Raw genomic sequence first — 19,236 nt, forward strand, 5'->3', positions numbered from 1 at the left:
TGGCAACGCGATAGGGTTTCCGTATCGCCTGCACGACAAGGGCTGAGGGGAGGCGCATGGATTTCCGTCTGGTGCGCCGCATGGGCCACTTCCTGGCGGTGGCGGAGGAAGGCCATTTCGGTCGTGCCGCCGCGCGGCTCGGCATTTCCCAGCCGCCGCTGACGGCGCAGATCCAGGCGCTGGAGCGCGAACTGGGCGTGCAGTTGCTGGATCGCACCGGCAAGGGCGTGCGGCCGACCCGCGCGGGGGAAGCCCTGCTGCCGCTGGCGCGGCGCCTGGCGGAAGGCGCCGGGCAGATCGAGTCGCTGGCACGCGACCTGCGCGAAGGGCGCAACGCGCCGGTGGCGCTGGCCTGCGTCACCTCCGCGTTGTTCGACTACCTGCCGCCGCTGGTGCGCGGCCTGCAGGCCGCCAGGCCGGCTTCGGCCGTTGCGGTGCGGGAGATGGACACGGCGGATGCGGTGGAGGCGCTGCGCCGGGGCGAGGTGGATCTGGCGCTGCTGCGGCTGGAGCGGGACCGCCACCCGGTGCGGCTGCGCAGCCTGGGGCGGGACGTGCTGGCCGCCGCCCTGCCGGTGGCGCACCCCCTGGCCGGCGGCAGCGGACCGCTGGACCTGGCGGCGCTGGCGGATGAGCCGATGCTGGTGCTGCCGCGCGGCATCAGCCCGGCCTATTCCGATGCCATGGTCGCCGCCTGCCGCGCCGCCGGATTCGCGCCGAGGGCGGAACGGGAGGTTGGCTCCGCCATGGCGCAGCTCGGCTTCGTCGCCGCCGGGCTGGGCGTGGCGCTGGTTTCCGCCGGCATGGCGCGGCTGCGCCCGCCCGGCGTGGCCTTCCGCGACCTGGCCGGGCCGATCCATGCCGTGGGCGTGGCGCTGGCCTGGCATGCGGAGCGGGAGAGCGAGGCGGTGCGCCTGGCGCTTTCATTGGCCGATGCGCTGTTTCCGGTGCCCGCGGATGAGCAACAGGGCGGGAGCCCGGCAGACAAGGGGCGGCAGATGCGCTAACTGCGCCGCATGGATCTCTCCCCCGATCAGGTCAGGGCGGCCCGCGCCGCCGGCTGCACCTTCCTCCCTGCCACCGATGACCAGGTGGCGCGTCTCACCATGCAGCGCCGGATCTTCCGCATCGACGGCGTGGCACATCTCGCCCAGCGCGCCGACAGCGGCTTCTACGAGACGCATGGCACGCTGACGCCGCTGCTGGGCGCGGCGGTGGGGGAGCCCGCGCCGGTGCCGGCGGAGACGCTGCAGGAGGCCGAGGCGGCGGACGCCTCCGCCACGCTCGCCCTCGCCGCCGAAAGCCGCGGCGGGCGTGGTGCCCAGGTGATCCGGCGCGGCCGGCCGCGCGGCCCCCGCGGGGGCTGAAGCCCTCGCCCCAACGGGGCGGCTGAAGCCCTCGCCCCAACGGGGCGGCTGAAACCCGCGCCCCAAACGGGGCGGCTGAAGCGCCCCTCGCCCCCCCACCCGGCCAGCGGCGGGGCAGACCAGGGCATCGCCCCGCGCTGCCCCTGACGCCGCTTTATGCCCCATCCGCCATTGCGAATGACTCGCAATTGCTTCATAATGGCCATCGCCGCAGCCGATGAGCCACTCCATGACCGATGCCGCCGCCCTTCCCCAAGACTCTGCGGCCCCCGCACGCATCACCAGCACCGACCTGCTGCGTGGCGCGCGGGAGGTGCTCATCCTGCACCATGGCGAGACCTACCGGCTGCGCCTGACCAGCAACGACAAGCTGATCCTGACCAAGTAGCCGCCCCGCCCGCCCGACCCCTCCGCCGAGCCAGCCACCGCGACAGCGCGGCCGCAAGCCAGCCAGGCCTCCAGCCCCACCGCCCCGGAGTGCCCCATGGCCGACCGCCGCCTGGCGTCAGCGCCGCTGACCGCTGCCATCCTCGCCCTCGCCGCCGCGCCCGCCGGCGCGCAGCAGGCCACCCCCACGGCGGTCACGCCGCTGGATGCCGTGACCACCACGGCCACCCGCACCCGCACCGTCGCCGGCGATGCCGCGGCGCCGGTTTCCGTGGTGGGGCGGGAGGCGATCGAGCGCCGCGATGCGCGCAGCGTCATCGACCTGATCCAGGACATCCCCGGCATCGAATCCTCCGGCGCGCCGCGCACCACGGCGCTGCAGCCGATCATCCGCGGCCTCGGCGACGAACGCGTGGTGCTGCGCACCGATGGCGCGCGCAACAACTTCAACGCCGGCCATCGCGGCCGCACTTTCGTCGACCCGGACCTGCTGCGCCAGGTGGAGGTGCTGCGCGGCCCGGCCTCCACCCTCTATGGCTCCGGCGCGCTGGGCGGCGCCATCTCGCTGCGGACGATCGAGGTGGAGGACATCCTGCAGCCCGGCGCGGCCTTCGGCGGCACCCTCGGCGCCGGCTGGCAGAGCCAGGGCAGCGGCCCGCGCGGCAGCCTGGCGCTGGGCGCGCGGGAAGGCGACTTCACCCTGCTCGGCGCCGTCGCCGGCTTCACCAACAACAACTTCACCGACGGCGCCGGCAACACCATCCCCTATACCGGCGACGATGCCGTCTCCCTGCTCGGCAAGCTCGGCTGGAACCCGGGGCACCACCGCTTCCAGCTTTCCGCCCTGCGCTTCCGCGACGACCACCAGATCCCGATCTCGGCCAACACCGCGACCACCACCGGCATCACCGACCGCGACACGGTCTCCGAGAACCTGTCCTTCCGCTGGTCCTACGAGGACCCGGCGATGCCGCTGTTCAACCCGCAGCTGGTCCTCTACCGCACCCAGGTCAATCTGACGGAGCAGCGCCTGACCGGGGCGCGGGTGCGCGACGAGACGGAGCTGACGACGCTCGGCCTGGATGCGCAGAACACCGCGCGCTTTGCGCTCGGCGCCACCGGCCATGTCTTCACCTTCGGCACGGAGATGTACCGCGACGAGCAGGAAGGCCGCGCCAATGGCGTGCCGCGCGCGCAATTCCCCTCCGCCGAGCAAACCGTCCTGGCCTTCTTCGTGCAGGACCAGATCAGCCTCGGCGCCTTCACCCTGACGCCGGGGGTGCGGCTCGACCGCTTCGAGCAGGAAAGCCCGGATGGCCGCAACGACCGCAGCTCGGAACGCGCCTCCCCGCGCGTCTCCCTCGCCTGGCAGGTCACGCCCTGGCTGCAGCCCTATGTCAGCTATGCCGAGGGCTTCCGCGCACCGTCGCTGACCGAGCTCTATGTCGGCGGCCAGCACTTCCCGGGCAACAGCTTCGTGCCGAACCCCGACCTGCGGCCGGAGGTCTCGCGCAACAAGGAGGCCGGCGTGAACCTGCGCTTCGCCGACGTGATGATCCCCGGCGACCGGCTGCGCATGCGGGTTTCCGCCTTCCGCAACGACGTCGACGACTTCATCGAGCAGACCGTGCTGCGCAGCACCACCGTCTCCGCCAATGTGGCGGAGGCGCGGATCGAGGGTGTGGAGGCGGAGGCGCAGTATGATGCCGGCCTCTGGTATGCCGGCATCGGCGCCGCGGCGCTGAAGGGCGACAACCGCGTCACCGACCAGCCGCTGGCCTCCATCCCGGCGCATCGCGTGACGCTGTCGGCCGGCTACCGCTTCCTGGACCAGGGCGTGGTGCTGGGCGGGCGCCTGACCGCCACGGCGGAACAGGATCGCGCGCCGAACACCGCGGGCGTCGCGCAGCAGACATCGGGCTACGGGCTGCTCGACCTGCATGCCTCCTGGCAGCCGAACTTCGCGCCCAATGTCCGGCTTTCGCTCGCCGTCGACAACGTCTTCGACCACGCCTACCGCCGCGCCAACTGGAACAGCGACCCGTCGCCGCCCTTCTACGATGTGGGCCGCAACATCCGGGGCGCCGTGCGCGTCAGCTTCTGAGCCAGCGGGACCGCCAGCAGGGGACTTCCTCCATGACCAGCCTTCTCGAACGCCATGCCGCCTTGCTGCGCGCCGGCCCCGTCCGCGCCCGGGAAGCCGCGCAGCGCCTGGGCACGACGGAAGCCGCGCTGGTGGCCTGCGGCGCCACCGGCCCGGCCAGCGCGCTGCGGCCGGACTGGCCGGCGCTGTTCGCCGCCCTGCCGCGCCTCGGCCGCATCATGGCGCTGACCCGCAACGAACACGCGGTGCATGAACGCCATGGCGCCTTCGAGGATGTCTCGGCCGGGCCGGGGCACATCCTGGTGCTGGGGCCGGACATTGATTTGCGCCTGTTTCCCGGCAGCTGGGCGCATGCCTACGCGCTGGGCGGGGAGCGCCCTTCGCTGCAGATCTTCGACAGGGCCGGCACCGCCGTGCACAAGGTCTTCGCCACGGCGGAGACCGACCGCGCCGCCTGGGCCGCGCTGGTCGGCGACTTCGCCGCGCCGGAAGCGGCTGCCCCGCCGGAGGCCGCGCCGGCACCGGAAGCGCCGAAGCCGGAGACGCCGGTGGATGCGGTGGCGCTGCGCGCCGAATGGCAGGCGCTGCGGGACACGCACGACTTCGTCACCCTGCTGCGCCGGCACAAGGCCAGCCGCCGCCAGGCCTTCCGCCTGGCCGGGGAGGACCTCGCCCGCCGGCTGCCGCCCGAGGCCGCCGCCGCCACGCTGCACCAGGCGGCGGCGGCCGGCCTGCCGATCATGATCTTCGTCGGCAACCGCGGCGCCATCCAGATCCACACCGGCCCGGTGGCGCGGCTGCGCCCGACGCCGGGCTGGTTCAACGTGCTGGATCCCACCTTCAACCTGCATCTGCGCGAAGCCGGCATCGACCAGGCCTGGCGCGTGGTGAAGCCGACCGAGGATGGCGACGTCACCTCCATCGAGTTGCTGGATGCGGCGGGCGAGGTGATCGCCATAATCTTCGGCGCCCGCAAGCCCGGCCAGCCGGAACGCGCCGATTGGCGCGCCTTGGTGGCGGCGGTGGAAGCCGGCCCCTGGCCCGCCGGCCGCGCCGCATGATGCGCCGCCGCCATCTGCTCGGCCTCGCCGCCGCCCTGCCCGCAGCTCTTCCCCCGGCCATCCCGGCGACGGCGGCCGGGCGGCGACTGGTGACAGTGGGCGGGGCGGTGACGGAGACGGTCTTCGCGCTCGGCGCGGGCGACGCGGTGGTGGCGGTGGACAGCACCAGCCTGTTCCCCGCCGCGGCCCGCCGCCTGCCGCAGATCGGCTATCTCCGCGCCCTGGCGCCGGAGGGGCTGGTCTCGCTCGACCCCGACCTGCTGCTGCTGTCGGACCAGGCCGGGCCGCCCCAGGCGCTGGCCGTGCTGCGCGCCGCCGGGGCGAAGCTGGCCGTGGTGCCGGATGGTGCCGGCGGCGCGGCGGTGGCCACCAAGATCCGCGCCATCGGCCAGGCGCTGGGGCTGGACGGCGCGGGGCTGGCCGAGGCCGTCGCCGCGGACTGGGCGGCGCTGGATGCGCCGGTCGCGGCGCTGCGCCCGCTGCGGGCGATCTTCGTGCTCTCGGCCGCCCGCGGGGCGCCGCTGGTGGCCGGCCGCGACACCCATGCGGATGCGCTGCTGGCCGCCGCGGGGGCGGTGAACTGCGTGCGCGACTTCACCGGCTACCGGCCCCTGTCCGCCGAATCCGCGGCGCTGCTGGCGCCGGATGTGGTGGTGATGATGGACCATGCGGTGGCGGAGGCCGGCGGCGCGGCCGCGGTGCTCAGGGTCTCCGCCCTGGCGGTGACGCCGGCCGGCGCGGCGGGCCGCCTGCTTGCCGTCGATGGCGCCTACATGCTGGGCTTCGGGCCGCGGGCGGCGCATGCGCGGCGCGATCTCGCCGCGCTGCTGCACCCCGGCGCCGCCCTGCCGGCGCTGCCGGCGCGGGCCTGGGTGTGATGCATCTGGCCCGCGTGCAGGCGCCAGCGCGTCGGATACGGCGCGGGCCAGCGCTGGTGCTGGCCGGCGGCACGCTGCTGCTGCTGGCGGCGATGGCGGCCGGGCTGCTGCTGGGGCCGGCCGCGGTCTCCCCCGCCGCGCTGCCGGCGGTGCTGGCCGATGCGCTGGGGCTGGCGCCGCTGCCGGAGGCCTTCCGCCGCGACGCCGCCATCCTCGGCGTCATCCGCGCGCCCCGCGTGCTGCTGGCCGCCCTGGTGGGGGCCGGGCTGGGCGCGGCCGGGGCGGCGATGCAGGGGCTGTTCCGCAACCCGCTGGCCGATCCCGGGCTGATCGGCGTCTCCGCCGGCGCGGCGCTGGCCGCCGTCGCCGCCATCGTCTTCGGTGCCGGGCTGTTCGGCCTGGCGGCCGGCGCGCTCGGCCTGTGGCTGCTGCCGGCGGCGGCCTTCCTCGGCGGGCTGGGGGCGACGCTGCTGATGGCCCGGCTCGGCACCATCGGCGGCGTCACCGGCGTGGCGACGCTGCTGCTGGCGGGCGTGGCGGTGAACGCGCTGGCCGGCGCGCTGACCGGCCTGCTGGTCTTCACCGCCGATGACCGCCAGGTGCGCGACATCACCTTCTGGACGCTGGGCAGCCTGGCCGGGGCGCGCTGGGCCCAGGTGCCGGTGGCGGCGGCGCTGATCGGCCTGCCGGTGCTGGGGCTGGTGGCGCTGGCCCGGCCGCTGGACGCGCTGCTGCTGGGGGAGGCCGAGGCCTTCCACCTCGGCCAGCGGGTGGAGGTGGTGAAGCGCGTGGCGGTGAGCCTCGCCGCCATCGCGGTGGCCGCCGGCGTCGCCTTCACCGGGCTGATCGGCTTCGTGGGTCTCGTGGTGCCGCATCTGCTGCGGCTGGGCTTCGGCGCCTCCCACCGCTTGGTGCTGCCGGGTTCGGCCCTGCTGGGCGCGGCGCTGCTGGTGCTGGCGGATCTGGCCGCGCGCAGCCTGGCGGCGCCGGCGGAACTGCCGGTGGGCGTCGTCACCGCGCTGATCGGCGCACCCTTCTTCCTGTGGCTGCTGCGCCGCCGGGCGGGCCTGGCATGATCGCGGCGGAGGCCGTCGGGCTGCGCCGCGGCGGGCGGGCGCTGCTGGCGGATGTCTCGGTCGCACTGCGGCCGGGGGAGGTGCTGGTGCTGGCCGGCCCGAACGGCGCCGGCAAATCCACCCTGCTGAAGCTGCTGGCCGGCGAGGTGGCGCCCGATGCCGGAAGGGTGACGCTGGGCGGCACCGCCCTGCCCCATCTGCACCCGCGGGACCTGGCGCGCCGCCGCGCGGTGATGGGCCAGCACGCGACGCTGTCCTTTCCCATGCCGGCCGAAGCGGTGGTCGCCCTGGGCCGCCTGCCCTGGCACGGCACCGCCCAGGCGGCCCGCGACCAGGCCGCCATCGCCACCGCGCTGCGGGAGGCGGATGTGGCGCATCTGGCCCGCCGCGCCTATGCCACGCTGTCCGGCGGGGAGCGGCAGCGGGTGCAGCTGGCCCGCGCCCTGGCGCAGCTGGATGGCGCGGCGATGCCGGCGGCGCTGCTGCTGGACGAGCCCACCGCCAGCCTGGATGCCGGCCACCGCGCCGCGCTGCTGCGGCGGCTGCGCCACCTGGCCGGGCGGGGGCTGGCGGTGCTGGTGGTGCTGCATGACCTGCAGGAAGCCGCCTTCGTGGCGGACCGGGTGGCGCTGCTGGAGCATGGCCGGCTGATCGCCTGCGGCCCCCCCGCCGAGGCGCTGGAGGCCGGGCGGCTGGAACAGGTCTATGGCCTGCCCTTTCGGCATCTGCCCGGGATCGGCCCGGTGCCGCTGCTGGCCGGCACGGCAGCGGCGTTGACGCCGGGGTAGAGACCACGCAAGGCTGCTCGCGCCAGGGTTGGGCGCGAGGGCGGGGTGCGGGCAGCGGGGTTCGGCATCGGTTGCTTGGTGGTCGGCCCCGCCCTGGTCCCGCCGATGCCGCTGCCGGCGGCCGCCCAGGCCCTGCCGCCGCCGCAGCCAGGGCTGATCGAGCGCATCGCCCCCGCCACGCCGCCGGCACTCGGCCCGCCCCTGCTGCCGCCCGCGCCCCTGCCCGCCACCGGCCCCGGTGCGCAGCGCTACGTGCTGCTGGGCGCGGTGCAGCTGGCGGGCAACACCGCCCTGCCGGAGGCCACGCTTCGGCCCCTTGTGGCCGGGCTGGCGCAGAAGCTGGTGCGGCTGGCGGAGATCGAGGCGGCGCGGCTGGCGGTGCTGGATGCCTATCGGCGCGCCGGCTTCGCCTATGTCGCGGTCGCCGCGCGGCTCGCGCCCGGGGAAGGCAGCCGCGCCGGGCTGGTCATGGCGGTGACCGAGGGCTTCGTTTCGGAAGTGGCGGTCGAAGGCGCGGCGGGTCCGGCCGAGGCCCAGCTTCGCCGCTTCCTGGCGCCGCTGCTGCGGCTTCGCCCGCTGCCCCATGCGGCGCTGGAACGCGCCCTGCTGCTGGCCGGCGACATCCCCGGCCTGACGGTGCGCGGCCTGCTGCAACCGGCGGAAGGCGAGCCCGGCGCGCTGCGCCTGCTGGCCCGCGTCAGCCCCGCGCCGCTGTCGGGCTACGCCAGCCTGGACAATCGCGGCAATGCCTCGACCGGTGCCTGGCAGGGGCTGTGGCTCGGCCAGCTCAACGGCATCCTCGGCGCGGAGCGCACCGAACTCGCTTTGCTCGGCACCGACGGCAAGGGCCAGGGCTTCGCGCAGCTGGCGGAGGAGGTGTTCCTCGGCAGTTCCGGCCTGCGGCTGCGCGGCTTCGCGGGTGCCGGCCAGGCGGAACCGGGGGGCAGCCTGGCGGCGCTGGGCTACCAGGGGGCGACGCGGGTGGCGGGCATCGGCCTCGCCTTGCCGGTGCTCCGCAGCCGGCCGCGCAACCTGACGCTGACCGCCCAGCTCGATGCCTTCGAAAGCCTGGTGCGGCTGCGCCAGGCCGGCACGCGCAGCACCGATTCCGTGCGTGCCCTGCGGCTGGGGGCGGAGGCGGAGGCGCGCGACGCGGTCTTCGCCCTGCCTGCCACCAGCAGCGCCACGCTGCGCCTGCATCGCGGGCTGGAAGCGCTCGGCGCCAGCGACGGCAGCACCGGCACCACCGCCCGCCTCGGCAGCGATTTCGGCTTCTTCCGGGTCGTCGCGGAGGCGTCGCGCAGCCAGCCGCTGTTCAGCCCGGCGGAGGGGTGGCTGGTTTCCGCCTTCGTCCAGGGCGCGGCGCAGTGGAGCGACGATGCGCTGCCGCCGGCGGAGAAGTTCTACCTGGGCGGCAACCGGCTGGGCCGCGGCTTCCATGCCGGCCAGGTGGCAGGCGACCGGGCGCTGGCCGGCACGCTGGAATTGCAGGCCGCGACAGGCCTGGCGCTGCCCTGGTCGGCGGGTCCGCTCGGCGCGCAATTCTACCTGTTCCATGACGAGGCGCGCGCCACGGACAATGCCAGCGAGGTGGGCCCGCGCCGCCTGGCGGCGCGCGGCGCCGGGCTGCGGCTGCAGCTTTCACCCCGCACGCAGTGGGAGATGGAGGCCGTGCAGCGCATCACCCGCACGCCCGAAGGCAGCGGCGTGCGGCGGTTGGAGGAAGGCGTGGTGTTTACCCGCCTGCTGCTGCGGTTCTAAACCACCCCCGTCAGAAAGGGGTTCGCATGCAGGGATTTCTCAGCGATCTGCGGGTGGTCGAGGTTTCCGCCTTCATCGCCGCGCCGATCGGCGGCATGACGCTCGCGCAGATGGGGGCGGAGGTGATCCGCATCGACCCGATCGGCGGCAATATCGACTATCGCCGCTGGCCGCTGGCCCCGGATGGCACCAGCCTGTACTGGACCGGGCTCAACAAATCCAAGCGCAGCGTGGCGCTGGCGCTGCACAAGCCGGAAGGGCGGGAGATTGCCCGCGCGCTGATCTGTGCGCCCGGCGAAGGCAAGGGCATCCTGCTGACCAACCTGCCGGCCAGCGGCTGGATGAGCCATGAGGCGCTGTCGAAGCACCGCGAGGACCTCATCATGCTGCGGCTGACGGGCAACCATGATGGCTCCGGCGCGGTGGACTACACGGTGAACTGCGCCAGCGGCTTCCCCACCGCAACCGGCCCGGGCGGGGAGCCGGTGAACCATGTGCTGCCGGCCTGGGACATCGCCGCGGGGCTGTATCTCTCCACCGGCCTGCTCGGCGCCGAGCGCGCCCGCCGGCAGGATGGCCGCGGGCGGGAGGTGACGCTGGCGCTGTCGGACGTGATGCTCGCCTCCGTCGCCACGCTCGGCTACGTCGCCGATGTCCAGGTGAACAACGCGGTCCGCCCGCCCATGGGCAATGACCTCTACGGCGCCTGGGGGCGGGACTTCCCGACCGCGGATGGAAGGCGGGTGATGGTCTGCGCCATCTCCAACCGGCAGTGGCAGGCGGTGGGCAAGGCGACGGGGCTGGCGGAGAAGATCGCCATGATCGGCCCGATGCTGGAGGTGGACCTGAACGACGAGGGCGGCCGCTTCGCCGCGCGCCACGCCATCAATGCCGTGCTCGCCCCCTGGTTCGCCCGGCACAGCCTGGCGGAAATCGGCGAGGCCTTCGCCGGCACCGGCGTGCTGTGGGGCCCCTACCAGGACTTTGCGCAATTGGTGCGGGAGGATGCGCGGTGTTCCACCGCCAACCCGATGTTCACCGAGATCGACCAGCCGGGCGTCGGCCGCATCCTGGCGCCCGCCCTGCCGCTGGGCTTCGTCGAGCGTGCCCCGGCCGCCCCGGCGCCGCGGCTCGGCCAGGATACCGACCAGGTGCTGGCGGAAGTGCTCGGCCTCACCACCTCCGCCATCGGCAAGTTGCATGACGCCGGCACCATCGCCGGCCCCGGGGAGTCCTGAGATGGATCAGATCGTGGCCAATCTCGCCACCGCGCAGGACCTGCTGCGCCGCGCCACCGCGGGCCTCGCGGCCGCCGAGCGGCTGCATGAGGCGACGCGCCATGCCGTCGCCGGGCTGGTCGCGCCCGGCGGCCGCGTCCAGGCGCAGGCGCTGGAGGCGCAGCAGCTGGCCGGCCACGGCCTGGCCTGGCAGGCCACCTATGTCGCCGCGCTGCGGGAGACGCTGGCCTGGGCCGGGCGGCTGGAGGAAGCCGGGCGCTTCGGCGCGCCGGAGCAGGCCATCCTGCGCCTCGGCTTCGCCGAATACCTGGCGCAGCTTTCGGGCGGCATCCCGATGAGCCAGGCGGAGATGGTGCGCCCGGCCGACATGGCGGTGCCGGAGGCCGCGCTGGCCCGCTTCCTGGCCGAACCGGCACTCACCGCCCTGGCCGAGCCGCCGGCGCTGGACGCCGCGCGCCGCCTGCTGGCGGAGGAAGCGGTGGAGGGCCGGCATGGCGCCGACTTCCTGCAGGACGAGATGATGGAGGCCACGCAGGCCGAATTCCTGCGATTCGCCGCCGCCGAGATCGCGCCCCATGCCCAGGACTGGCACCGCCGCGACGTGCTGATCCCGCTGCCGACGGTGCAGAAACTGGCGGAGATGGGCGTCTTCGGCCTGACGGTGCCGGAGGAGCATGGCGGCCTTGGCCTCGGCAAGGTGGCGATGTGCCTGGTCTCGGAGGCGCTGTCCGGCGCCTATCTCGGCGTCGGCTCGCTCGGCACCCGGTCCGAGATCGCGGCCGAGTTGATCCGCCTCGGCGGCACGGCCGAGCAGCAGCAGAAATTCCTGCCCGGCATCGCCTCCGGCGCGATCCTGCCCACCGCCGTCTTTACCGAGCCCGATACCGGCTCCGACCTCGGCAGCCTGCGCACCCGCGCGGTGCGCGAAGGCGAGGTCTTCAAGGTGTACGGGGCGAAAACCTGGATCACCCATGGTGCGCGCTCCGACCTGATGACCCTGCTGGTCCGCACCGACCCGGACGCGCCCGGCTACCAGGGCCTGTCCATGCTGCTGGCCGAGAAGCCGCGCGGCACCGACGAAAACCCCTTCCCCGCCGCCGGCATGACCGGCACCGAGATCCCCGTGCTCGGCTATCGTGGCATGAAGGAATACGAGATCACCTTCGACGGCTTCGAGGTGCCGGTCGCCAACCTGCTGGGCGGGGTGGAAGGCCGCGGCTTCAAGCAGCTGATGGAGACCTTCGAGAGCGCCCGCATCCAGACCGCCGCCCGCGCGCTGGGCGTGGCGCGCAACGCCATCGAGCTCGGCGCCACCTATGCCCGGGACCGCCGGCAGTTCGGCAAGGCGATCCAGCATTTCCCGCGCGTCTACGGCAAGCTCGGCTGGATGGTGGCGGAGACGATGATGGCCCGCCAGCTTACCTACTTCGCCGCACGGCAGAAGGATGCCGACCGGCGCTGCGACATCGAGGCCGGCATGGCCAAGCTGCTGGCCGCGCGCGTCGCCTGGGGCAATGCGGATTGCGCGCTGCAGATCCATGGCGGCAATGGCTACGCCATCGAATACCCGATCAGCCGCGTGCTGTGCGACGCGCGCATCCTGTCCATCTTCGAGGGCGCGGCGGAGATCCAGGCGCAGGTGATCGTCCGCGGGCTGCTCGGCCGGATCAACTGAGGGCGCCTTACGGGCGGCCGGGGCGGTTCCTGCCCCGGCGCATTCCTGCCCAGGCCCCCGGCCCCCCTTCGGGGGTGGGGGGCTTTCGCGGACTGGCGGGGGCGGAACCCTTCCGGACGGGCTGCGCTGATTCCGGCAGGCTCGCGGAAGGATCTGGGCATGCTGCGATGGATGATCGGGTTGGCGGTGGGGTTCACCCTGCTCGCGCTGCTGGCGCGGCTGCTGCAATTCGGCGCTTCCCTGGCCCTGCTGGGCGTGGCCGCGGTGGCGGCGGTGATCGCGCTGGTTCTGGGTTTGATGGGCTGGGTGGAACGCCGAACGCGATAGGTCGCCCCCCAGCCCAAACCCCGGGGCGATGGGATTTGCATTCAGATCAATAAAAAATACCTGACTACAATCATCACAGTTGCGGCAATACCCGTCCGGCCTTGCACGGCCAGTCACGCCTGATTCAAACGGGCTGCGAGACAGGGTGAAATAGCGCCGAGGATTTCAGGAACCGTCGCGATATTGACCGTTGTTTGAATCGGATTTCCGTATCACAATGACCTGAGCAGCATCAGGCACGCGCCATGTCCTCAATCTCCGCTCGGACCCTTGCTTCCCGCAGCAGCGCGACACCGAAGCCGAATCCGGCGCGGATCACGCCAGCCATGACGGATCAGACGCCGGCGTCGCGTTTCAGCCGGCGGCGGTCGGTGGCCCTTATCCTCGGCGCCTCGGCCGTGCTGTGGGGCGGCATCGCGCTGGCGGTGGGCAGCCTCCTGGGCTGAAGCCGGGGGGCCGGGTTCAGGCCGCGCTGGCCAGCCGCAGCAGGGCCTGGACGCCGCGCGCATCGGACAGCAGCGCCGCCTTTTCCGCCCGCGTCAGCCCGGCCAGCGCCGCGTCCAGCGTCGCCGCCTCCTCCACCTTCACGAGGCCCACCAGCAGCGCCGTGTCGATCGGCTCCCCCTTCCCGCGGGGCGGCGGCAGCATGGCCAGATGCGCCTCCCGCAGGCTCGGATCCGCCACCAGGCGCTGCACCGCCTCCCCCTCCGCCTCCCGCGCCACCTGGCGCAGCGCCGTGGCGCGGGCCAGCACCGGCGGCGGGGCGGATTCCTCCGGAATCACCAGCAGCGGCAACCGCATCGCCGGCCGGGCGGTCAGCGCCGCCAGCGGCACTGCCAGCGCCAGCCCCAGCGTCACCGGCAGCATCCACAGCGCCAGGCCGGGCGAGACCAGCCAGGAAGCGATGCCGAAGGCCAGGCCGAACACCGTGTGCCGCCAGTACAGCTGCACCACGGCGCGCAGCGGCAGCGTGCCGTCGTCGCGCTGCTGCGGCTGCCAGCCGGAATCGCGACCGGCCAGGATGGACACCACATCGGCGCTCTGCGTCAGCATCGTCACCGGCGCCAGCAGCCCCGCCACCAGGGTTTCCAGCAGCAGCCCGGCGAAGGACCGCGCCGCGCCGCCAATCCCCCGCCGATCCGACCGCCGCCGCAACAGCAACCCCCAGGCCAGCAGCTTCGGCACCAGCAGCAGCGCCATGGTGCCGATGAAAAGCCACATCGCCCGCACCGGGTCCACCACCGGCCATTCCGGGAAAAGCGAGGGGCCGGAGGGGAAGTAGTTCGGCCGGATGAACCGCACCTCCAGCGCGCCGAACACGCCGACCACCAGGAACAGCAGCCACAGCGGCGCGGTGATGTAGCTGCCGATGCCGGTCAGCAGGTGCAGCCGGCTGATCGGATGCAGGCCCCGCGTCGGCAGCACCGCCGCATGTTGCAGATTGCCCTGGCACCAGCGCCGGTCGCGCAGCGCCAGGTCGATCAGCGAGGGCGGGCTTTCCTCGTAGCTGCCTTGCAGCGCCGGCACCATGTGCACGGACCAGCCGGCGCGGCGCAGCAGCGTCGCCTCGACGAAGTCATGGCTCAGGATGTGGCCGCCGAAGGGGCGGCGGCCCGCCAGCGTGGGCAGGCCGGCATGGGCGGCGAAGGCCCGGGTGCGGATGATGGCGTTGTGGCCCCAGTAATTGCCCTCCGCCCCATGCCACCAGGCGATGCCGGCGGCGATCATCGGGCCATAGACCCGGCCGGCGAATTGCTGCATCCGGGCGAAGAAGGATCTTCCCCCGACGATCACGGGCAGGGTCTGGATCAGCCCGACATCCGGGTGGCGCTCCATCGCCGCGGCCAGGTGGACCAGGGCGGCGCCCTCCATCACGCTGTCGGCATCCAGCACCAGCATCTGCGGCCAGGCGGCGCCGAAGCGCCGCACCCATTCGGCGATGTTGCCCGCCTTGCGTTCCGTGTTCTTCGCCCGACGGCGGTAGAAGATGTGCGCCTCATCCCCGGTTTCCGCCCGCAGCGCCAGGAAGGCGGCTTCCTCCGCCACCCAGGCATCCGGGTCCGTGGTGTCGCTCAGGATGAAGATGTCGAACCATTCGCCCTGGCCGGTGGCGGCCAGGCTTTCATGGATGGCCCGCAGCCCCGCCATCACCCGGGCCGGCGGCTCGTTGTAGACCGGCATCAGCAGGGCGGTGCGCGTGGCCAGCACCGGCAGCGGCCCCGCCGGGTCAATGCCCAGCCGCCGCCCGCCACCCCCCAGCAGGCTGGCGAAGCCGCACAGCGCGGAGAGGAAGGACAACGCGATCCAGGCGAACAGCGCCACGAACAGCAGCAGCAGCGCCACCTGCAACGGTGTCGGCCGGGCGATATCCAGCGCCAGCCCCATCTCCCGCGTCGCGAAGGCGGTCAGCAGCGTGGCACCGCCGAGGACGAAGGCGCGCCGCCAGGCCATGAAGCGCGGGGAGGAAGGCCGCTGCCGGGGGCCATCCCCGGGCACGGCCCGCAGCGACTGCACCGGCATGGCCAGCGGGGCTTCCGGCGGCAGCGCCGGGCCGGCGGCGAGGCGGGCGCGGGGGGCGGTCAGGCCGTCCATCGGTACAGCCAGGTCTCGCTGACCGGCCTTCCCTCATGCGTCAGCTGCGCCCGCAATTCCGACAGCCGGGCCGATCCGGGCAGCAGTTCAAAATGCACGCGCCAGCCGCCGGTCTCCGGATTGGGCTGCACCACCGCGTGGCGCAGCGTGCCGGCACCGGCGGAGAGGTCGAGCGCCGGCAGCGTGCCTTCCGGCACCGCCCCGGCGCGGCCACCCGCGAAGTCCAGCACGAACAGCCGGCCATTGCGCCCGGCGGCGCCCTGCCGTGTCCCCACCACCTGCGCCAGCGCCGCATGGCCCGGGAACACGGGCATCCAGTGCAGGCGATAGACGAAATTGTATTCCTCGCCGGGCTTCATCGGCTGCTCGGGACGCCAGAAGGCCACGATGTTGTCGTTGATCTCCCCATCCGTGGGGATCTCCACCAGCTGGATGCTGCCCGGCCCCCAATCGGCGATCGGCTCCACCCACAGGCTCGGCCGGCGCTCGTAGCGCGCCTCCAGGTCGTTGTAGCTCTCGAAGTCGCGCCGGCGCTGCATCAGGCCGAAGCCGCGCGGATTGACCTCCGCGAACTGGCTCACCTGCAGGTCGCGCGGGTTCTGCAGCGGCCGCCAGAGCTGTTCGCCGCGGGAGGTGGCGATCATCAGCCCGTCCGAATCATGCACCGCGTTGCGGTAGTCGTCCGTGGCGGCGCGGTCATTGGGGGCGAAGAGGAACATGCTGGTCAGCGGCGCGATGCCCGACGCAACCAGCTCCACCCGCGGGAAGATCGCGGATTGCACGTCGAACACCGTCTGGTCGCCGGGGCGGATGGTGAAGCGGAAGGCGGCGGTGGCGCTCGGGCTGTCCAGCAGCGCGTGCACCACCACCGAATTGGCGCCGGGATGCGGGCGTTCCAGCCAGAAGGCACGGAATACCGGGAATTCCTCGCCCGCCGGATCGGCGGTCTTGATCGCCAGGCCCCGCGCCGACAGCCCATAGGCCAGGTTGCGGCCCACCGCGCGGAAGTAGGAGGCGCCGAGGAACACCGCCACCTCGTCCAGCACCGCCTGGTCGTTCAGCGGGTGGTGCAGGCGGAACCCGGCATGGCCGAACGCCGCGGGCGGCCCGGCGCGGTCGCCAATCGTGAAGGCGGAGGGGTCATAGGGGATCAGCCGCGCCCGGCGGTCCACCACCTCATGGATGTCCACCTTCTGCGCATAGAGGAAGCCGCGGTGGAACAGCCGCACCTGGAAGCCGAGATCCGCCCCGCGCCACAGGCTGCGTTCCGCGTTGAAGCGCAGGTCGCGATAGGCGTCGTAGCCCAGGTCGCGGAATCCGGCCGGGAGGTCGGCCTCCGGCGCGCGATAGGGCCGCCGCGCCGCTTCCCGCGCCAGGTCGCGCACGGTGCTGTCGGAGAAGGGCTGGCCCTCGGCCTGGCCGGATTGCGCCGAGGCGGGGTCGCGGCTGCCGGCCAGCATCAGCGGGAGGGCGGCCAAAGCGAGGAGGGCGGTGCGGCGCTGCAAGGTCAACCTCGATCGACATGGGCGGCCCAAGCGCCGGCCCGGCGACGACGTAACGAGGCCGGCTGCCCAACGGTTGCATTGCAACATGACGCGGCCGCGCCGGCGCCGCCGCCACCCCCCGGCTGGGGCCTCTTCCGGTCGGGCGGGACCGCCTGCCGGGCCGGGGAAGGCGTGGGAAGAAACGGACGGCGCCTGATCTGCGCCGCTGTCGGCGCGGATCCTGCGCCGGAGCGATCTGCGTTCAGGCGAACGCAGCGTGCTCCGGCCGGGCCCCGGGGCGCTTCAGGCCGGCAGGGCGGGCTCCAGCTGCAGGGCGTCGGTCAGCGTCGGGCGCGGGAAGCGCAGCGTCCAGACCATGCCGTGGAGGTCGAATTGCGGCGTCGCCCGCCCGCGGAGGTCATGCGCCACGCAGCGCTCGATCAGGCGGTTGCCGAAGCCGCGCCGCCGCTCGGTGCCGATCGGCAGGCTCGAGCATTCCCTCCAGCACAGCACCACCTCCGCCGCCTCGGCCTCCCCCTCCAGGGTCCAGGTGACGCTCAGGGCGCCGCCGGCATCGACCCGAAGGGCGCCATGCTTGGCGGCATTGGTCGCCATCTCGTGCAGCACCAGGGCGAGCGACAGGGTCTGCTTCGCGGCCAGAAGCACCTCCGGCCCCTCCGCGCGGGCGGCGGCGCCGAACGGCGCCAGGGTGATCGCCACCAGCGCGTCGAGCCGCACGCAACCATCCTCGGAGGAGAACAGCAGGTCCTGGGCGCGGGACAGCAGGGTCAGCCGGGCCATGAAGCTGGCCTTGAACACCTCCAGCGTCGCCGATTGCGCCAGGGTCTGCGCCACGACCGACTGCACCACCGCCAATGCGTTCTTCACCCGGTGGCGCAGTTCTGCCGTCAGCAGCGCCCGCTGCCGCTCGGCGTGGTAGCGCTCCCCGACATCGAGGAAGGCGGCGACGGCGAGTTGCGTCCCGCCCGAGGCATGGACTGGCGCGGCGGAGACGGACAGCACGGTCTCGGCGCCATCCGGCCGGCGCAGCGGCACATGCAGCCCCTCCGTGCTGCGGCCCTCGGCGATGGCGAGGCGCAGCGGGCCGGCGACCGGCTCCGGCACCGCGCCGCTGGCTTGCGGCAGCAGGTCCTCGGCGCGGGCATTGCGGAACACCTCCCGGCCGGAAGGGATCTCGGCCAGCACCACGGCGACCGGCAACTGGCCGAGAACAGCGCGCAGCCGGCCTTCGCTGGCGCGCAGATCCTGCTCCCGCGCCGCCACCGCATCGGCCATGGCGTTGAAGCCGGCGGCGAGGCGGCCGATCTCGTAGCGATCCGCCGTGCTGCTGCGCGACGTGTGGTCGCCGGCGGTCCAGCGGCGCATCGCCTCCAGCAGCTGGTCCACCGGGCCCCGCAGATAAAGCCGGCCGAACAGCCAGGCGGCCGCAAGGGCGGAGGCCAGGCCGGCCAGCACCAGCAGCACGCCGCGCAGGGTGCTGCGGTCCACCGCCTGCAGCGCCGGGCCGGTGGCGAAGCCGGCACTGACATAGAGCCCGTTTGCCGCCAGGCCGACCGGCACATAGCCCAGCATCCGCTGCGTGCCATCCTGGCTCGTCACCTGCAGCACGCCGGGCGCCGGCGCCGTCAGCAGATGGGTATAGGCGGCCGGGATGGTGGTGCCGATGAACTGCGCGGGGTCCGGGGCAACGGCGACGATGATGCCGTTGCGGTCCGCGACCGTCATGGACCCCTCCGGCGGCAGGGCGCCGGAACTGGCCAGGTTGCTTGACAGCCATTCGGAGTCCAGGCTGGTGATGACCACGCCGGCGAAGGCGCCATCGGCGGTGATCGGCAGCGCCATCGGCAGGACCCGCAGCGGCGCGCCGCCGCCGGCGCGCGGCACCTCCATCAGCGAGCCGACGACGAAACGGCGGGTGGCCCGCGCTTCCAGGAAATAGGGTCGCGTGGCGATGCTGGCAGGCGCCCGCGAACCGGCGGAGGAGCAGATGATCCGCCCCTCCGCATCGCTGACGCCGATCGAGGCGTAGCGCGGCATGCGGTCGCTGAGCGCCGCCAGGCCTTCGCCGCAGCCCGGATAGGTGCCGTTGCGCCGATGCGCCTCCCCCACCGCGGTCAGCAGGTTGCGCGCCCCCTCCAGCATGCGGTTGACCTCGGAGGCTGCCTGCAGGGCAAAACGCCCGGCCTCGGCCCGGAGTTCGGCGAGCCGGGCCTGGCGCATCGCCACCTCGTGCCACGCCTGGATCGCCAGCGAGGGCAGCACCGCCGCGGCGCACAGGACCGCAATACGCGTCGAAAGCCGCATCCGGCGGTCGCGCCCCCTGTTCTTGCGCGCCGGATCACGCGCGCTTCACAACCCTGCTTAGCGCAACCGGGGCGTGAGGGGGAACGACGGATCGTCCCGGTTGTGCCACAAACGGTTGTAGTGACCCGGCCGCACTTCGCGCCCCACCCCGGGGGACAGGGGGTGGTGGCGGC

Annotated in this window: 15 protein-coding genes; 12 read left to right on the forward strand and 3 right to left on the reverse strand. The window is 73.6% G+C overall.

The window, feature by feature from the left end; genetic code table 11:
- Positions 1 to 56 precede the first annotated feature (56 nt).
- The 12 genes from HEQ75_RS03840 to HEQ75_RS03895 all read left to right on the forward strand — a co-directional run bounded on the left by HEQ75_RS03840 (position 57) and on the right by HEQ75_RS03895 (position 12,662).
- Positions 57 to 1,007: a LysR family transcriptional regulator gene (locus HEQ75_RS03840; RefSeq protein ID WP_168027609.1), complete on the forward strand. Its 951-nt coding sequence runs from the start codon at positions 57 to 59 to the stop codon at positions 1,005 to 1,007.
- 9 nt (positions 1,008 to 1,016) lie between these two features.
- Positions 1,017 to 1,367 (forward strand): hypothetical protein, encoded by a 351-nt coding sequence (locus tag HEQ75_RS03845; protein ID WP_168027610.1) that lies wholly within the window; start codon positions 1,017 to 1,019, stop codon positions 1,365 to 1,367.
- Positions 1,368 to 1,584: 217 nt separating this feature from the next.
- Complete coding sequence (gene hemP / locus HEQ75_RS03850; RefSeq protein ID WP_168027611.1) at positions 1,585 to 1,755, forward strand: hemin uptake protein HemP; 171 nt, start codon at positions 1,585 to 1,587, stop codon at positions 1,753 to 1,755.
- 96 nt (positions 1,756 to 1,851) lie between these two features.
- Positions 1,852 to 3,858 (forward strand): TonB-dependent hemoglobin/transferrin/lactoferrin family receptor, encoded by a 2,007-nt coding sequence (locus tag HEQ75_RS03855; protein ID WP_168027612.1) that lies wholly within the window; start codon positions 1,852 to 1,854, stop codon positions 3,856 to 3,858.
- A gap of 32 nt (positions 3,859 to 3,890) precedes the next feature.
- Positions 3,891 to 4,919: a hemin-degrading factor gene (locus HEQ75_RS03860; RefSeq protein ID WP_168027613.1), complete on the forward strand. Its 1,029-nt coding sequence runs from the start codon at positions 3,891 to 3,893 to the stop codon at positions 4,917 to 4,919.
- Positions 4,916 to 5,797 carry a heme/hemin ABC transporter substrate-binding protein gene (locus tag HEQ75_RS03865; RefSeq protein WP_209318327.1) on the forward strand — a complete coding sequence of 294 codons (882 nt, stop codon included), beginning with the start codon at positions 4,916 to 4,918 and terminating at the stop codon, positions 5,795 to 5,797. Before HEQ75_RS03860 ends, HEQ75_RS03865 begins: the two co-directional genes overlap by 4 nt.
- Positions 5,797 to 6,873: a FecCD family ABC transporter permease gene (locus HEQ75_RS03870; RefSeq protein WP_168027614.1), complete on the forward strand. Its 1,077-nt coding sequence runs from the start codon at positions 5,797 to 5,799 to the stop codon at positions 6,871 to 6,873. Before HEQ75_RS03865 ends, HEQ75_RS03870 begins: the two co-directional genes overlap by 1 nt.
- A complete protein-coding gene (locus tag HEQ75_RS03875; RefSeq protein WP_168027615.1) occupies positions 6,870 to 7,661 on the forward strand; it encodes a heme ABC transporter ATP-binding protein in 792 nt (263 codons plus the stop codon). The genes HEQ75_RS03870 and HEQ75_RS03875 overlap by 4 nt, the downstream gene beginning before the upstream one ends.
- A 105-nt stretch (positions 7,662 to 7,766) precedes the next feature.
- Complete coding sequence (locus HEQ75_RS03880; RefSeq protein ID WP_168027616.1) at positions 7,767 to 9,422, forward strand: ShlB/FhaC/HecB family hemolysin secretion/activation protein; 1,656 nt, start codon at positions 7,767 to 7,769, stop codon at positions 9,420 to 9,422.
- Between the two features lie 26 nt (positions 9,423 to 9,448).
- The gene (locus HEQ75_RS03885; protein ID WP_168027617.1) at positions 9,449 to 10,660 is read left to right on the forward strand and encodes a CoA transferase; all 1,212 of its coding nucleotides are present in this window, start codon (positions 9,449 to 9,451) and stop codon (positions 10,658 to 10,660) included.
- A 1-nt stretch (position 10,661) separates the two neighbouring features.
- The gene (locus HEQ75_RS03890; protein WP_209318328.1) at positions 10,662 to 12,335 is read left to right on the forward strand and encodes an acyl-CoA dehydrogenase family protein; all 1,674 of its coding nucleotides are present in this window, start codon (positions 10,662 to 10,664) and stop codon (positions 12,333 to 12,335) included.
- Between the two features lie 159 nt (positions 12,336 to 12,494).
- Complete coding sequence (locus HEQ75_RS03895) at positions 12,495 to 12,662, forward strand: hypothetical protein (RefSeq protein ID WP_168027619.1); 168 nt, start codon at positions 12,495 to 12,497, stop codon at positions 12,660 to 12,662.
- A gap of 462 nt (positions 12,663 to 13,124) precedes the next feature.
- Here the strand turns inward: HEQ75_RS03895 and mdoH are convergent, their stop codons facing one another.
- From mdoH to HEQ75_RS03910, 3 genes are all read right to left on the reverse strand, one after another.
- On the reverse strand, positions 13,125 to 15,254 hold the full coding sequence (gene mdoH / locus HEQ75_RS03900) for a glucans biosynthesis glucosyltransferase MdoH (RefSeq protein ID WP_168027620.1): 2,130 nt from the start codon (positions 15,252 to 15,254) through the stop codon (positions 13,125 to 13,127).
- Positions 15,242 to 16,714: a glucan biosynthesis protein gene (locus tag HEQ75_RS03905; RefSeq protein ID WP_407925876.1), complete on the reverse strand. Its 1,473-nt coding sequence runs from the start codon at positions 16,712 to 16,714 to the stop codon at positions 15,242 to 15,244. The genes mdoH and HEQ75_RS03905 overlap by 13 nt, the downstream gene beginning before the upstream one ends.
- Positions 16,715 to 17,041: 327 nt before the next feature.
- Positions 17,042 to 19,021, reverse strand: coding sequence for a sensor histidine kinase (locus tag HEQ75_RS03910; RefSeq protein ID WP_168027622.1), 1,980 nt, complete (start codon positions 19,019 to 19,021; stop codon positions 17,042 to 17,044).
- Between the last annotated feature and the right edge of the window lie 215 nt (positions 19,022 to 19,236).

Origin of the sequence: Falsiroseomonas selenitidurans, assembly GCF_012103215.1 — a bacterium.
GTDB classification, from domain to species: Bacteria; Pseudomonadota; Alphaproteobacteria; order Acetobacterales; family Acetobacteraceae; genus Falsiroseomonas; species Falsiroseomonas selenitidurans.